We start from the raw sequence: 15731 nt of genomic DNA on the forward strand, positions 1-15731 counted from the left end.
GTTCTGTCGGTCCGATGCCTGTCCCTGACGGACAGAGTCAGCAGTCGCGGTAGACGAGGGCGCCCCAGTACGCCTCGTCGACCAGTTCGCGGCGGGCGAGCGTGGGCGCGTACTCGTCCGGGCAGCGGGTGGGCTTCGGGCGGCGCGGGTCGCGCATCCAGTCGCGGACGTGGGCGACGGCCGCCGCCGGGTCGAGGCGGTCGCCGGCGAGCGACTGGTGCAGCACGAACAGCATCAGCGCCGCGATGCGGGACGGTACGACGCGTTTCCACGTCACGACGCCGCGGAAGCCGGCCGTGAGCAGCGCGTCGCCGAGGGCGGTGAGCCCGACTCCCGTGGGCGGCAGCACGGCGAGCCCGCCCGCGGTCCGGGCCGTACGGATCCGTTCGGGCGGCAGCTCGGTGTCTTCCGCGAGCTTCAGGGCGCCTGCCGGGCTCACCGCGCAACTCAACTGGAGCAGGGGTGTGTGCAGGGCGGCCACTACTGTCTCCGGGCGGGCCGGGGTGGCCTGGGCGGCGCCGGCGCCGAGCAGGCGTGCGGCCGGGTAGAACGCCCGGAGCAGCAGGACGGCGTCGGAGGAGGCCACCGGCCGGTCCCCGCGGGGGTTGGCGACGATGGCCGTACCCATCCAGGGGTCGTCGGTGAACGGCGCGGCGCCGGTCCGCGGGCCGGCGGTGCGGGCGGGTTGCGGCGGCGGGGACTGCTGCGACCGGAAGCGGTCGGCGGGGCGGGCCCGGTCCAGCAGGGCCGCCAGCCGGTTCAGGACGGGGGCCGCCTCCGCAGTCGTGGCGCGCAGCGTACGGTCGGCGCGGGCCAGCGCCGCTCCGGCCAGCTCGAAGTCGCCGCCCGGCTCCAACGCCCAGCCGTCGGCGTCGAGCCGCCCGCGCAGATACAACGCGACCGCGAGCAGCAGTTGATCGGTGTCGTCGCCGCCCGGCCCGGCGGTCGTCGCCACCGCCAGCGCGACCATGTCGTCGACGGCGTCCACAGCCAGGTCCCGGCCGTCGGGGCCCAGCGCGGCGGCCAGCGCTGCGAACACGTTCCGGTCCGCGGCCACCAACGCGTGCAACTCGCGGCGCAGGGCCGCCGGATCGGGCACGATCGGGGCCGGCTGAGGAGTCGGCGCCGGGGGCGGGCCCGCGGGCGGCGGCGCGTCCACGACGGCCACCGGCCGGTCCAGCGGGTCCAGCCGGCTCATCGCGTCGGCGTCGAACAACGACGGCATCGCCGGGAACGCTCCGCCACGGCCGCTCCGGGAATTCTGCAGGCGCTGCAGATCCTGCATCGCCTGCATCGCCTGGATCATCCCGCCGAAGTTGAATCCTGCTGCGCCGCCGCGGACGCTCGCCATGGCGTCCCGGAAGGCCTCGGCCACGGCGAGCGACGCCTTCACGGCCTCGACGGCGTCCGCGCCCGCGCTGGGCCGGGCCAGGACCGTCCGGAAGAGCCCGGCCGCCCGCTCGGCGTCCGCCAGCGCCTGCGGCGGCAGGCCCGGCCCGATCAGCATGGCCGCGACCTGCGGCGACTGCAGGACCCGGGTCGCGCGGGCGAGATAGAGCTGGCCCAGCGCGATCCGCGACATGTCCTGGAGCACCGGCGAGAGCTGGGGGAAGGCCAGCGCCTCCTCGAGCAGTGCGAGGCCGGCGTCGCGGTCGGGTTCCGGGCCGGCATGGGCGAGAAAGCGTACGCCGTGCAGCCACCCCAGCTGGCTCGCCACCTGACCGCGCCAGGCGTCGTCGGCGGCGAAGTAGCCGTACGCCTCGCCGATCGCCGCGATGGCCTCGCTGAGGTACGGCAGCCCGGCCGGCTGTCCCGGGCCCTGCCGCCAGTACAGGTCGGCCAGTTTCTGCCCGAGCTCGAGCAACGTCCGGGTCCGGGCCGGGCCGGTGAGCCGGGCCAGCTTCGCGCGGTGGGCGTCGAGGGAATCCGTCATCACTGTCCCCCGTGGACGAAGCCGGCCCAGCCCACGACGGCGGCCGGGTCGGAGCGGTCGAGCTGGTCGCGGAGCTGGTGCGGCATGTCCGGCGGCACCTGTCGCTGGGGGTCGAGCATCCACAGCTGGGCGCGCCGCAGCGCGTCCCAGACCGGCCGGGACTCGGCCATCCGGTAGCGGTGGAACATGTACATGAGCACCGACGTGGCGGCGTCCGGGATCTTCCACTGCGTGAAGAGCACCGACCGTACGCCGGCAGCCAGGAACGCGGTTCCCAGGCTGTACGCCTCGTCGTACCCGTTGACGGACAGGCCGGTGCTGCACGCGGCCAGCACCACCAGCCCGACCGCGCGGTCCTCGGCGCCGCCCAGCAGACCGACCAGCTCGTCCACGGTGAGCCGTTGCCCGCCGGCCAGCAGCAGGTACGACGTGGCCGCGCCCGGGTCGGTCCGGATCAGCGCGTGACAGGCGAGGTGCAGCGTCGAGCCGGCCGCCGGCGAGGTCGCCGTGAGCCAGGACCGCACCTGCCGGACGGCGGCCGGGCCGGACGGGCTGACCGAGCCGTCCGGGCGGCGGCCGACGTACCGGGCGCCGAGGTAGAACTGGCGGTGGATCGCGTACGCCTCGGCGCGCGCGGCCGGCAGGTCGAGCCCGGACGAGCCGGTGTCCGGGTCGCCGACCACCAGGCCGAGCGGGGACGGCGCGACCGGTGCGAGCGCGGCCGAGCGGCACAGCATCCGCGCCGAGGCGACCTGCGAGATGGCGATGAACTGGACCGCGTACGCGCCGTCGCGTCGCCGGGCTGCCTGCCACGGAATGCGCGCCAGCTCGCCCATCGGCACGAGCACGACGCGGTGCGGGCGCCGCGAGGCCGGCACCGGAACCCGGGTGAGGTACCGCTCGATGATCGGCCCGATGGCCGCCCGCCAGGCCCAGTCGCAGAGCGCGTCCAGGCTGCCGGCCAGCGCCCGGGCGGCCACCTGCGGGGACAGGTCGCGGCTGGAGACCGTGCCGGACTCCGCGACGTCGCGCCCGGCCGCCGCGGCGAGGTACGCGTCGAGGTCGGCGGCGCCGGTGGCGTGCAGGTTGGGCAGCGCCATGTAGCTGAGTCCTCCGCCGGCCGCGGCGATCACGGCGTACCCGGCCAGCTGCGCCTCCCCCGCCACCAGGTAGATCAGCGCGTCGGCGTCGATGCGCTGCAGCGCGGCGCTGATCTCCGCCGGGCTGGGCGGGTCGAGGAGGTGGTCCTCGCCGTACGCCACCCGCAGCACCTCCCGGCGCAGGTCGTCGGAGGGAGGTGTGCGGTCGCGCGAGGCCACCGCCGTACGCCAGCGCGCCGCGAGATCGTGCCGGCCGGCGTCCTCGAGGCGGGCGCCCACGTCGTGCGCCTCGGTGGCCGCGAACAGCGCCAGCCCGCGGCCCGCGTCCAGGGCCTGCAGGGCGCCGGCCACGTCGTGCGCGGCGAGGCACCTCCGGGCGATGCCGACCGCGTCCACGGCGGCGTCGCGGGCGGCGATGCTCGCGCCGGCCAGGTCGGGCTGTTTGAGCACCTGCCAGGCGTGCGCGCGCATGCCGTCGAGGCCGCCGCGATCGGAGTCCCTGCCGAGGCGGTTGCGGACGTCGGCGAGCAGCTCGGCGATCATCGTCCACTGGGGGTGCTGCGGGCCGCCGGCGAGCCGCCGGGCGTCCACGAGCACGGTCTCCGCCTCGGCCATCGGCGCCACGGAGTTGGTCACCTCACCCAGCCGGAGCAGGGCGAGCGCGAGCCCGGTCAGGTAGAACGGGCGCTGCGCATCCGTGTCGCCCACGCCCGAGATCGCCGTACGGAAGTCCTCGACCGCCCGCTTGATCCTCTCCGGATCGACCTCGTCGGCGAGTGCCGCGATCGCGGCCGTCGTGCGGACGAGGGTCCGGTCCATGGGCCCGAAGCTGGAGCGCGACGCGAGGTCGGCGAGCGCGTCGGGGTCCAGCTCCCCCGGGCGGTCGAGGAACATCCCCGACATGGCCAGCGCGTTCTCGGCCGTGGCCCGCATGGGGTGGCCCGGCGGGAGGGCCTCGGCGGCGGCGCGGATCCTGCGGAGTGACTCGGCGGCGTCGGCTCCCGAGCGCTGGGCCGCCATCATCTCGCCCATGGCCACGGCCACGTCGGACACTTCCGCCGCACCTTCGGCGCCGGCGGCGGCCGCGCTCTCGCCGATGGTGCGCATGCGCTGCGCCAGCCGGGTCATCGCCGCCGCGTCGTCCTCGGTGGCTGCCCGGGCGTACTCGACGCTGAGCCGCGCCGACGCGAACATCGGCTGCATGGAGGGTGCGTCGGCGGCGTCGGCGGCCAGCCGGTCGATCTCCGCGAGCGCCGCGCCGGCGTCCGGCAGCCGGTTCTCGGCGGCCGCGAAGGCCAGCGCCATGGCCCGGCCGGCCGCCCGCCACCGGCGCCACCGGGCCGTCCGGGGCGGGTCGGCGTCGGCGAGGACGAGCAGGCCGTCGAGGGCGCGCAGGCGGTCCGGGCGCGTCATCGGTTCCCGGCGGATCACCGCCTCGACCAGCTCGGCGGCGAACTCCCCGCGCCGGGCGCCGTGCTCGGGCAGCCGATGCACCGCGGCGATCGCCGCGTCCAGGTCGCCGTCGCCGGTCAGGGCCGCCGTGATCCGGCCGGCCAGGTCCTGGGCCCCGTCCATGCGTACGCGCTCCCTCCGCCGTCCTCCGCGTTTCCTGACGGACAGCGGGCGCGGCGGGCCGGGCCGGTGCCGCCCGTCCGCCAGACCCGGGTGTCGGCCGACCCGGCCGGCGGGAGGAGGCCACCGAGAGATGACGACCTGTCCGATCCGGCCACCGAGCGGGGCGGCGGTATCCAAAAGCGCTCTGACCAGGCACAATCGATGGGTGATCAGCCAGCCGGTCCAGCAGCGATGCTGATGGACCTCACGCCCGAGCAGCGCGACCGCCTCCAGCGTCTCCTGGAGGAGGAGCTGCGCGCGGCGTACCGTTCGGCGCTGGAGCGGGGTGCCCGCCCGGCCGACCTCGAGGAGCTGCTGGCGGATCGCCGCGCGGCGCTGGACGGCCTACGGCTCGAGCTCGCGGACGATGGGGAGCACCCGGTCGACGATGCCGGCGACGGCCGCGGGGTCGGTGAGCAGGGCGGATAGCCGCTCGTCGGAGTCCGGGCCGACGCCCGGCGCGCGGTCGAGGACCTCGGCGCCGGTGCCGCCCAGGAACAGGCTGGTGAGCACCCGCACCACGGTCGCGGCCGGGTCGCCGGGCCGGTTCAGGCCCGCGGCGATCGCCTCCACCGCCGTCCCGGCCAGCACGGCGATGTGGGCGTCGGCGGCATCGTGTTCGTCGACCGCCCGCAGCGGGCGGGGATCGGTGACGCCGTCGCCGGGTGGCGCGGCGACCGGGGCCGGCTTGTGGCCCAGCGGCCGTTCGACGTGGTCCGCGTACCAGTCGGGGCGCCGGCGCATCACGGCCAGCACCCGCTCGACGTCGGCCGCGACGACGGCCGGTGTGCTGCCCGCCTGGTCGCCCGTGACCAGGGCCCGGCGCTGCGCCCATTCGTCGAGGGGCCACAGGTCGGCACCGGCGGTGGCCGGCACGCCGACCCAGGTGAGGATCTCCAGTGCGAGGGCCATCAGCCACTGGTCGTGATCCAGGCCGGCGGCCAGCGTGGCGGTCATCCGCGGTCGCTGCAGCGCGCCGATCGCCCCTCGCCGCCGGCGGTGCCCGTCGACCGCGGCGCGGGGCGCCCAGTACGCCAGCCAGGCCGGCAGGTCGTCGATCGGGGTGGTGGTCGCCAGCAGATGGTCCACGAGCGCCTCCACGTCGTCGTAGAAGGCGTCGAGGCAGGGACCGGTCAGGTGGCGCAGGCCCCGGCGGCAGCCCGCGTGGCCCCGGCGCCGCTCGACCTTGCGGGTGACGACGTCGAACACCACGGGGTGGCAGAGGGCGTACGCGGCGGTGTAATACCCGCGCCGGCCGCCCTCGCCGGCCTCGGCCACGATGCCGCCGAGGGTGCCGGCACCGGCGAGCTCGGTCAGATGTTGCACGCTGACCGTCGGGGTGGTCCGCGCGTCCCGGCGCTGGTTCGGAATCTTCGGGCCCGGCGTCCGCGCGTTCGTGGAGCCGGGCCTACGCCGGACGGCCGCGGCCGTCCGGGGCTCTGCGCTGGTCACAGAAATCCTTCCGGGTAACACCGCCGGCGTACGGCGGGCTGGATTGCGATGTAAGGGGCAAAAGTCCGAAGGAACCGAGTGTGCGGATGGACGCGGGCTCCTGACCAGGGCCTGAACGCACAACCGCCCGGAAGCCAGGCAACTTTGGCGACTGCGCCCGCCGCTCGATCCTGTTCGGCTTAACCCGAACGGCTGTCAAATGCATCGACGTCCGTCCCGGTCGCCCGGCAGGGTCGCCGGCCGCCCGCACGGGGAGCCGAATGCGACGTCAGGACATCCTGGTGGGCGGCGCCACCCGGTTCGGGCCGCTCACTGGCCATGTTGCCGGCCGGTCACAGGCCACCCGCGGCGATGTCGGACTCTCTACATTCCGTACATCTACGGGATGTCCGACCGGCCCAGCTTCTTCAGTGGACCTCGGAATGAGTGGCGACGGGGGCAGGAGTCGGAGCGTCGATGACGGAGGAGTCCAACCTGTACGGCGAGCTCGTACGCCTGCGCCGCGGGCGTGGCATCGAGCGACCGGACCTCGGGGCCGACCTCGGACCGGGGCTCCGGACGCTGTGCGGGGTGGCCGCGTCCGATCGGGACGCGCGGGTTCGGCCCCGAGTGGCGGCGGTGCTGAACAGCCTCACCGGCGGCCTGCCCCCGGACCTGCGCGAAGCGGCCCGCGTCGCGTTCGCGCTGGACAAGGAATACCGGTTCCGCACCCTCGAGGACCGGCTGCGCACCCTGGCGGGACGCCGCCGGTACTCCGAGCGTACGACCCGCCGGCTGATGGACCGGGCGTGCCGGATGATGGTGAAGGAGGCCGAGGCGGCCGGCCCGGGCACCGCCGAGACCACGGCCGGTCCGGGCTGGCGCGTGACGTCGCTCGCCGCCCTGTTCCGGCTGGACAGCGCCACTCCCGAGCTCTACGAGATGCGCAAGATCGTCGCCACCCGGGACCTCGACCGGGTCACCGTACGGCTGGGACTGCCCGCGGCCGCCGACCGGGAGGCCGCCGACGGCCTGGTGGTGGACGCGCTGTTCGGGGCCAGGGTCGCCAAGGTGGAGCAGGCGCCCGGCCACAACCACCTCCGCATCGTCCTCGACCTGCCGCGGGTGGTGCCGGCCGACGAGCAGCACGAGATCTGGCTGCGGGTGGTCCTCCCCGCCGGACAGCCGATCTGGCCGCACTACGCGATCGTGCCGTTGAATCCGTGCGACTCCGGCACCGTACGGGTCCGCTTCCCGCCCGACCGGCCGCCGGCCGCGGTGTGGGCGCTGGACGAGGTGCCCTACCTCGACCTGGCCGACGAGACGCCGGGCGCCGGGCGGATCCAGCCGGACGGCGGCGGCGACGTGGTCCGGCACTTCACCGGTCTGCGCGAAGGCTACGGCTACGGCGTCGCGTGGACGCTCACCTCCTGACGGGACCCGCACACCCCGGCCTGGCGGACAGGATCCCGCGCGCTGTCCGTCAGAGACGGTCGACGCTAAGGAGACCGGGGTGAAGAGGAAGCGGTGGGCCGCCGCACTCGTGGCGGCCGCAGTGGTGATCGTCTCGGGCGGTGGCGGGCCGGTCCGCGCGGCGCCGTCCACTCCGGACGACGTCTACGCGGCGCTGGGCATCGACCGGGTGGTCGGCGACTACGTCGTCATGGTGGACGTCTCCGGATCCATGAACGGGGACCGGTACGCCACGGTCAAGCGCAGCCTGACCGCGTTCTTCGCGGCGCTCGCCCCGGAGGACCAGGTGACGCTGGTGCCGTTCGCGGACAAGGCGCAGGCCCGTACGCAGCCGGCCGGGCGGGCTCCCGGGCAGCTGGTCGCGAAACTGCCCCGGGTCGCCGACGGGCAGCACACCGACATCGGCGCGGCGATCGAGAAGACCATCGACGTGCTGCAACGACCCGGCGCGCCGGCCCTCGCCACGGTCGTGCTCCTGACCGACGGGCAGCACGATCCGCCGGCCGGGAGCCCGTACCCGTTCACGCAGGGCTACCAGTGGAACCAGCTCGCCAGGAAAGCCGAGGAGCTGCCGCAACAGTCGGTCACCGCGTACGCGATCCCGCTCGCCGGCCGCACCGGCGCGCCGCTGCTGGAGAAGGCCTTTCCCACCGCCCGGGTGCTCCGGCCGGCCGCGATCGACAGGCTGACCGCCGCCCTCGAACAGCCCAAGGCCGAGGCCCGGGCGGTCAAGGCGCGGAGCCTGCTGGCCGGGGACCTGGCCAAGGGGGTCCGGGTCGCCTGGCCGGACGGCGCCATCGGCGCCGGGCACAGCGAGCTGGCCGTGACGCTGACGTCGACGACCGCGCACGTCCCGCTCACCGTCGATCGGCTCGCGGTCACCAGCACCAACCCCGCTCTCACGGTACGGGCACCCGCCACGCCGGTGAGCCTCGCGCCCGGCACGTCCGCCACCGTGCCGATCTTCGTCGACTGGGACGCCGGGCCGCGCCGGACCGCTCCCCTGTCGACGGTCAGTGACACCACGACGCTGGCGCTGACCGGCGCAGTCGGCTCGCCCTGGACCACCACGATGACCGGCGACCTCCGGTTGACGTTCCGGCCGGAGCTGACCGGCGCCACCACCGCCCGCGACCTGTCGGCGCAGCGCGGCAGCATCTGGTACTGGATCGCCGGTGGCGTCCTGCTGCTCGCCCTGCTCGCGCTGCTCCGGACGTGGCGGGCACGCCGGCTCGTACCCGCCCTCACCGGCACGCTGCGGGTACGCACGCCCGCCGGCACCGAGCACCACGTACCGCTCAGTGGCCGGAAGGTGCGGCTCACCGCGGGCACGTCCGGGCTGCCGGGTGCCGGCGAGGTGAGCGCGGCCCGTCCGTCGGTCGGCGCCACCCGCGCCGACCTCGTCATCCAGTACTCGCGCGACGGCTCGGTGGCCGGGCGCACCGTGGTGACCTGCCCACCGGGGGCCACCGTGCAGGCGGGCGGCGCGTCCTTCACCTGGGAAGGAGTGCCCGCTCAACGCGGGGAGCAGGCGGTCGCTACGTGACCCGGGACAACGCGCCGTCGCCGGGCGAGGCGATCGGGCAGCTCGGCATGACCGACCCGCGCGCCCGGCCGGTGGACCTGCCGCTCGACCATCGCCCGGACGCCGGCGGCCTCGCGTCCTGGGCGGGCTTCATCCACACCGGCCGGTAAGGGGACCGATGATCACCGACGAGGACCTGCTCGCGTACCGCGACCTCACGCCGCCGGGCGAACGCGGCGGCACGGCGGGCGAGGGCGGGGTGACCAGCGGCGTCCGGTGCGGGCGGCCGTTGCTGTACCCGGTACCGGCCGAGGATCTCCCGCTACCGCTGCGCCGGCGCGCGCAGGCGTTCGACGGGCGCTACGTCGGGGCATTGTTCGCGTACGACCTCGACGAGCTCCCGCCCGGGCGGCGGTATCTGAGCGCCCGGTTCGACGTGACGCTGGACGAGCGGTCCGCGCGCGCCGTCCACCTCGCGGTCGACGGCGACGACCTCGGGCTGGTGAGCGGCCCCACCGCGATGGAGCCGGCATCGGCCACTGCGGCCCACACGGTCGCCGCCGCCCGGAAGCGGAGCACGTGGCTGCGCCGGTTGACCGGACGCTCCGGTACGCCCCGCGCGTGGCCGACGGGCGTGCAGAGCCCCGACTTCGGGTGGGCGTACGACGACCCGGCCGGCGACCTGCTGCTGCCCCGCGCGTACGCCATGCACGCCCTGCTGGAGGTGCCCGCCGCGACGATCCGGGTGACCGGCCGGCTCGGCGTACGCGTCGACATCGGCGTCCGCGGTGGCCGGCAGCCCGCCGGGATGAGCGAGTCCGTCCGCTTCGACGAGCCCTTGACCGCCGCCGGCGTGCCCAGGGGCGCCGCCGTCCGGCTGTGCATGGCGGCCGACGTCTCGGGCTACAGCCGGCGCGGGAACGACGCCACCGAACGGATCCAGCGCGACCTGGTCGCCACGCTCGCACGTTGCCGGCGGGCGGCCGGGATCCCCGACACCGTGGTGACGCCGCAGCCCCAGGGGGACGGCCAGTTCACCGTGCTGCCGGTGGGCATCGACGAGTCGGCGGTGATCCCCGCGCTGCTGCACGAGCTGCACCGGGCGCTGGGTGAGCTCAACGACGGCGCCGACCCGGCCGACCGGATGCGGCTGCGGGTCGCGTTCCACCGAGGGCTGATCAAGGAGGGGGACAACGGCTGGATCGGCGCCGCCCCGATCGCCGTGCACCGGTTCCTGGACAGCCCGCCGCTGCGCCGCGCCCTGGCCGACCACGATGAGGCGGACTTCGTGCTCGGCGTACCCGATGTGCTGTTCCGCGATGTGATCGTCCCGGCGGCCGCCCCGCCGCGTCCGGAGGACTTCGTGCCGATGGTCGTCGACCTTCCGGAGAAGGGGTTCGTCGAGCACGGCTGGCTGCACGTAGGGCCGGCCTAGAGGTCCGGTTCCTCGGCCAGCGCGAGCAGCGCGAGATGGTCGACCACGGTGATCCGCCGGTAGCCGGTCCGGACCAGGCCCCGGTCGCGGAGCAGGCGCAGCGCCTTCTGCACGGTGTCCTCGGCCGCGCCGACGAGCGTGGCGAGCTCGGTCTGGCTCAGCTCGACGCCGATCAGCAGGCCGTCGCGGACCGCTTCGCCGCAGCTCGCCGCGATCTCGCCGAGGACGTGCGCGAGGCGGACGTGCACCGGGAACGCGGCGAACTCCGAGCGCCGCTCGTTGGCCCACCGCAACCGGCCGCCCACCGTGGCGGTGACCTGGTTGGCGACGGCCGGGTGCTCGCCGAGGAACGCCAGGAAGTCGGCCTGGCGGATCACCGTCGACACCACCGCGCCGCACGTGGTGACCGTGGCCGACCGGCCGTTCCCGGTGAACGCCGCCAGCTCGCCGACGATGTCGCCGGGCAGCCGGATGGCGAGCAGCCGCGGCGCGCCGCCGATGTCGGTGGTGACCTTGACGTGCCCCTGCCGGATCACCTCGACGTGGGTGTCCCGGTTGCCCTCGACCAGGATCTGCCGGCCGCCCGGCAGCCGCCGGGTGACGCCCAGCGCCAGCAACGCCTCGCGTTCCGGCACGGTGATCCGCGCCAGGAACGAACCCGGCGCCCAGGCCGGCTCGGCGAAACTGGTCATGACCCGATTCCGTTCTTTTCCGGATTCCCGTACGCCGCCCGGTGGTGCAATGCCGTCATGGAATCCCACTGAGGTCGAACAGTACGCAGATCAGCTCTCCCGCTCACCCACGATGTCCCGGACGGTGGCGACGATCCGGTTCAGCCTCACCTGGTCGGTGAGGGCACCGGTCACGCCGCCGACCGGGTCGGCGACGTCGTGCGGCGCCCGGTCGATGGTCGGCGTGAAGGGGCCGCCGAACACCGTGCGGATCACGTCCACCACGATCGCATCGATCCGCTCGCCCCTGGCCAGGCGCTGCCGGATGGCGCCCACGGCGTCGGCGGCGAGCTTGGACATCTCCGCCTCGACCTTCGCGTACGGGTCGCCGAGCTCCAGCGGCGCCGCGGTGGGCCGGGGACCGTCCTCGATCGGCAGCGCCGACACGGCCGTCTGCTTACGGCCGAGCGGGCGTTCCACGTACGCCTCGTACCACTGCGGGCGGCGCCGCATCGCATCCAGCACCGACTCGACCTCCTGCGCGACCACGGCCGGTTCGCTGCCGAACCAGTCGCCCGTACAGCGCGCGCGGTCCTGCGCCCAGACCTCGAGCGGCCAGGTCTGGTTGCCGGCGGTGCCGCTCACGCCGACCCAGACCAGCATCTGCGTGGCGAGCATCGTCCGCCACCGGTCCTGTCCCAGATCGGCGGCCAGCCAGCCGGGGAGCCGGGGCCGCTGCAGCGCACCGCGCTCACCCCGGCGCCGGCGATGACCGTCCACAGTGGCGGCGTTCAGCCGCCCGGCGATCCACCCCTCGAGGTTCAGGATCGGCTGCCGGGCGTGCGCCAGCAGGTCCTCGACCACCGCTTCCACATCGTCGTGGAACCGGTCCAGGCACTCGTCGGCGAGCCGGTCGACGCCGGCGACGCAGCCGGTGTGGCCCCGGCTCAGCTCCATCCGGCGGGTGACCCGGGCGAACACGATCGGCCAGACCACCTCGTACGCGGCCCCGGTCAGCGCGGTCCGCTCGGCGGGTCCCGCGGTGGCCGCCGCCTCGGCCAACCGGCCGCATCGGGCGAGGTCGCGCAGCTGCTGACCACGGGCGGCGCCGGTCGGGCCGGAACTGCGGCCGAACGTGCCGGCGGCGTTCGCCGTGCGGGACGCGTACACGCCGGCCTGCGGTCCGTTCTGCGGCGCGCGGACGCGTGGGTAGCCGTACTCCAGGCGCTGGGTCGCCTCGTCCGAAACCCCCATCGAGGGCCCCTTCCGATCTTCCGGAAACAGATGATGTCGGCATGCGAAACGCCGTCAACTCCGACAGCGCCCGCTCGCAGCTTGGCGGACGACGGTCGCGGAGCGCGACGGCCACTGAACGGATCGACCGATTCGGAACCCGAATCAGCACCTTCAGCGGATCGGAACGGATGATCGTCGATCGGCCGCCGACCGGATCACCCATCGACAGCGGACCGCACCGGTCTCGTCCGTCAGTACTCGATGGACAGTCGGAGTCGGCGGAGGGGGCGCCCGTGGCGCGCAGGGCACTGCTCATCGGGGCGCAGACGTACGGGCTTCGAGGCGTGGACAACGACGTGGACGCGATGGCCACCGTCCTGTCCGCACGCGGCTTCACGATCACCCCGTGCCAGGGCCCGGACGCCACACGGGACGGCATTCTCGACGCGTACGAGCAGCTGATCTCGTCCACGCAGCCCGGCGACGCGGCCGTGGTGTTCTACTCGGGGCACGGCGCGTCGATCGAGCCGCCGGCCGCCGCCCGCGCCGCGGTCCTGCCGACCAACCGCCGGTTCATCGTGCCGGTCGACATGGCCCTGTCCACCCCCGCCGACTTCCGCGGCATCACCGGTATCGAGCTGTCGGTGCTGCTCAGCCGGCTGACCGCTCGTACCCGTAACGTAACCGTCGTCCTGGACTGCTGCTACGCCGGCACGATGTCCCGGGACGGGAACCTCACGGCGAAGTCACTGATCGAGCCGTGGAAGATCGACCTCGACGCGCATCTGCGCCGGCGGCTGCGTGAAGGCTTACGCATCGACCTGACCCGGCCGCTGGGGGATCCGTACGCGGTGCGGGTCGTCGCGTGCGCCCCGGACCAGCGCGCCAACGAGTACGGCGGCCGCCGCGGTGAGCGGATCGGCGTCTTCACCGAGGCGCTGACGGACGCCCTCGCCGGCGCCGGGGACGCGGCCGTGAGCTGGTCGACGCTGATCGGCCGGGTACGCCAGAACGTCGGGGACGCCGTGGCGCACCAGCGTCCCGACGCCGAAGGACCAGCGCGCCGGCTGTTGTTCGAGCTCGACGAGAAGGACGACGCCGGCTCCCTGCCGGTGGTGGCGGTCGGGCCCGGCCGCGTCCGGCTGGACGGTGCGCCGCTGTTCGGGGTCCAGCCCGGTGACCGCTTCCTCATCATGCCCGCGGGCTCGGAATCCCCGTCGCGGGACCGTGCCCTGGCATCGGTCCGGATCGACGGCTGCGGCCCCGCTGACGCCACCGGACGGCTGGATCCGCCGGCGCACGCGGACCTGCCGGTCGGGGCGCGCGCCTTCCGCGTGGCGGCGACCGCACCGCGCCTGCCGGTCGAGGTTCCACCGGATCTGGTGCCGGCGGTCGAGCGGAGCACGTTCGTACGGATGGCCACGCCGGGCGAGCGACCCGCGTTGCGCGTACGGGCCGACGCCGCGGGCCTGTTCACGGTGAGCGACGCCATCGGCCCGTTGCACGCGCCGCGTCCGTGGGTGGTGCCCGACCTCGAACGCGTCGCCAAGGCCACCGCCCTGCGCCGGATCGCCTCCCGTACCGGATGGGAGCTGGACGCCCGGGTCGCGATCGGGTGGGGTCGCGTCCCGGGCGGTCTCCCGGAGCCGCTGCCGCTCGCCAACGCCCCGGTCCGGGTGGGCGATCCGGTCTACGTGTGCGTCCGCAACGACGACGACGATCCGGTGTACGTCTCCCTGCTCGACATCGGCGTCTCGGCCCGGATCAGCATCCTCGACCCCACCCAGCCGTCCGGCCGCCGCCTGCACCGCGGCGAGGAGTACGTCCTCGGCCGCGACGACCGCACCGGCCGGCTGACCGGGCTGCCGCTGAGCTGGCCGCCCGGGCTGGACGCGTCCTGGCCGCGCCCGGAGACCATCCTCGCCCTGGTGACCTCCCGCCCGCTGGACGTGACGGTCCTGGAGCAGGGGGCGGTGTCCCGTTCCGTACGCGAGCCGCAGTCTCCGCTCGAGGCGCTGCTGTCCCAGGTGACGACCGGCGCGACGCGCGACCTGCTGCACCGGCCGGCCGCCCCGGACCGGTACGCCGCCCTGACCATCGAGTTCGACCTGCATCCCCGCCGCTGACGCCGCCTACCACCCGACATCGGGCATCGGCACGTCGAAGTACCGCAGGAGCAGCAGGATGGCCGGGAGCAGGATGACGGCGCCCAGCTGCCACAGCTTGCGTCGCGTGGCCGATGACGTCTGCGCCGCGACAGCAGCCTTCTCGAGGCTGGTGAGCACCTCGCCGAGCCGGTCCTGGCAGATGCCGATCACGCATTCGCGCACGGTGGAGAGCAGCCGCGCATCGGCCTCGCACGTGCCGGCGAGGGGGTTCGGGCGCCGGACCTCCACGATGAGCCGGCGTGTCTCCACGACGTGCTCCCGGCGGTGCTTGCGGCCGTGCCAGCGGGCGGGCCAGCCGACCGGCCGCCCGTCCCGCACCATGCCCCGGAGGGCCGCCACCGCGTTACGCAGTTCCTCCTGCATGCGGGGCCGGAGATTGATGCCGGGACGACGCTCGGTGTCCACCAACAGCCGCTCCACCTCCAGGAAGTGATCGAACGCCCGCACGTCGCTGCTGCCACCGCATAGCCGTGACCGCAGGACCACGGTCAGCACCGCGATCGAGACCAACGACAGGACGATCAGGACCAGCGTGAGCCCGCAACCGAGAGCGATCCCGGCACTCGCGCCCCGGCCGTCGCTCGCCAGCAAGGCCAGGGCCGTGCGCGGATACCACCAGGCGGCCGAGGGGGAATGCGGCCACAGCTCCCACGCCAGCGCGCCCGAGGAGGCGGCCACCGCCGCCGTGCCGATCGGGCTCCGCCGGTGCACTGCCCACGACGCGGCGCCGACCAGCAGAAGAGCGGTGACCAGGTACGCGAAGAGAATCGCCGGCCGGGTCCAGTCGAGCGTCCACCCGATCAGCGCGACCGTCAGACCACCCGCCAGCACAGCCATCAGGGCATAGGCGATCACGAACATCTGACGGCGGCGGACACGGCGGTGTGCGGCGGCGTCGCAGAAGGAGTGGAAGGCGTTGCGAATGTCGGTCTGCTCGTCGGGTGACTTGCCGACGATCTGCGGGATGAGGCGGTACCACACCTTCTTGAGCTGAACCTCCAGCTCGGACCGCGTCTTGTCGGCCCGGCCCGGCCGGAACAGGGCGATGTCCCGGGCCACGCCGACCAGGCCGCGGCTGTCCGGGCCCGGCTCTGCCGTGGCCGATGGCCCTGCGCCCTCCTGCAACACCGTTCCGGTCCTCCCCT

The 15731-nt window shown here is 74.6% G+C and carries 12 protein-coding genes; 6 read left to right on the forward strand and 6 right to left on the reverse strand.

What is annotated here, in order from left to right:
• Positions 1–37: 37 nt before the first annotated feature.
• Complete coding sequence (locus tag COUCH_RS35945) at positions 38–1933, reverse strand: hypothetical protein (RefSeq protein WP_249609582.1); 1896 nt, start codon at positions 1931–1933, stop codon at positions 38–40.
• Positions 1933–4608: a CHAT domain-containing protein gene (locus COUCH_RS35950; RefSeq protein WP_249609583.1), complete on the reverse strand. Its 2676-nt coding sequence runs from the start codon at positions 4606–4608 to the stop codon at positions 1933–1935. The genes COUCH_RS35945 and COUCH_RS35950 overlap by 1 nt, the downstream gene beginning before the upstream one ends.
• 201 nt (positions 4609–4809) lie before the next feature.
• Between COUCH_RS35950 and COUCH_RS35955 the strand changes: the two genes are divergently transcribed.
• Positions 4810–5076, forward strand: coding sequence for a hypothetical protein (locus tag COUCH_RS35955; RefSeq protein ID WP_249609584.1), 267 nt, complete (start codon positions 4810–4812; stop codon positions 5074–5076).
• Here the strand turns inward: COUCH_RS35955 and COUCH_RS35960 are convergent.
• Positions 4993–6099, reverse strand: a complete 1107-nt coding sequence (locus tag COUCH_RS35960) for a hypothetical protein (protein ID WP_249609585.1) — start codon at positions 6097–6099, stop codon at positions 4993–4995. The genes COUCH_RS35955 and COUCH_RS35960 overlap by 84 nt on opposite strands.
• 456 nt (positions 6100–6555) lie before the next feature.
• On the opposite strand from COUCH_RS35960, the gene COUCH_RS35965 reads away from it, so the two are divergent.
• The 4 genes from COUCH_RS35965 (at position 6556) to COUCH_RS35980 (ending at position 10511) form a co-directional block, all read left to right on the forward strand.
• On the forward strand, positions 6556–7512 hold the full coding sequence (locus COUCH_RS35965) for a hypothetical protein (protein ID WP_249609586.1): 957 nt from the start codon (positions 6556–6558) through the stop codon (positions 7510–7512).
• 79 nt (positions 7513–7591) lie between these two features.
• Positions 7592–9097 (forward strand): VWA domain-containing protein, encoded by a 1506-nt coding sequence (locus COUCH_RS35970; RefSeq protein ID WP_249609587.1) that lies wholly within the window; start codon positions 7592–7594, stop codon positions 9095–9097.
• Positions 9094–9246, forward strand: coding sequence for a hypothetical protein (locus tag COUCH_RS35975; RefSeq protein WP_249609588.1), 153 nt, complete (start codon positions 9094–9096; stop codon positions 9244–9246). Before COUCH_RS35970 ends, COUCH_RS35975 begins: the two co-directional genes overlap by 4 nt.
• A gap of 8 nt (positions 9247–9254) precedes the next feature.
• A complete protein-coding gene (locus COUCH_RS35980; protein WP_249609589.1) occupies positions 9255–10511 on the forward strand; it encodes a hypothetical protein in 1257 nt (418 codons plus the stop codon).
• Here the strand turns inward: COUCH_RS35980 and COUCH_RS35985 are convergent.
• Together COUCH_RS35985 and COUCH_RS35990 are read right to left on the reverse strand one after the other, a co-directional pair.
• Positions 10508–11203 carry a Crp/Fnr family transcriptional regulator gene (locus COUCH_RS35985; protein ID WP_249609590.1) on the reverse strand — a complete coding sequence of 232 codons (696 nt, stop codon included), beginning with the start codon at positions 11201–11203 and terminating at the stop codon, positions 10508–10510. The two genes, COUCH_RS35980 and COUCH_RS35985, sit on opposite strands and share 4 nt — an antisense overlap.
• Before the next feature lie 90 nt (positions 11204–11293).
• Positions 11294–12436: a hypothetical protein gene (locus COUCH_RS35990; RefSeq protein WP_249609591.1), complete on the reverse strand. Its 1143-nt coding sequence runs from the start codon at positions 12434–12436 to the stop codon at positions 11294–11296.
• 275 nt (positions 12437–12711) lie between these two features.
• On the opposite strand from COUCH_RS35990, the gene COUCH_RS35995 reads away from it, so the two are divergent.
• The gene (locus COUCH_RS35995; RefSeq protein ID WP_249609592.1) at positions 12712–14544 is read left to right on the forward strand and encodes a caspase family protein; all 1833 of its coding nucleotides are present in this window, start codon (positions 12712–12714) and stop codon (positions 14542–14544) included.
• Positions 14545–14550: 6 nt separating this feature from the next.
• On the opposite strand, the gene COUCH_RS36000 is transcribed toward COUCH_RS35995, so the two are convergent.
• The gene (locus tag COUCH_RS36000; RefSeq protein ID WP_249609593.1) at positions 14551–15714 is read right to left on the reverse strand and encodes a hypothetical protein; all 1164 of its coding nucleotides are present in this window, start codon (positions 15712–15714) and stop codon (positions 14551–14553) included.
• Positions 15715–15731: the final 17 nt, after the last annotated feature.

It is taken from the genome of Couchioplanes caeruleus (assembly GCF_023499255.1).
GTDB lineage: Bacteria > Actinomycetota > Actinomycetes > Mycobacteriales > Micromonosporaceae > Actinoplanes > Actinoplanes caeruleus_A.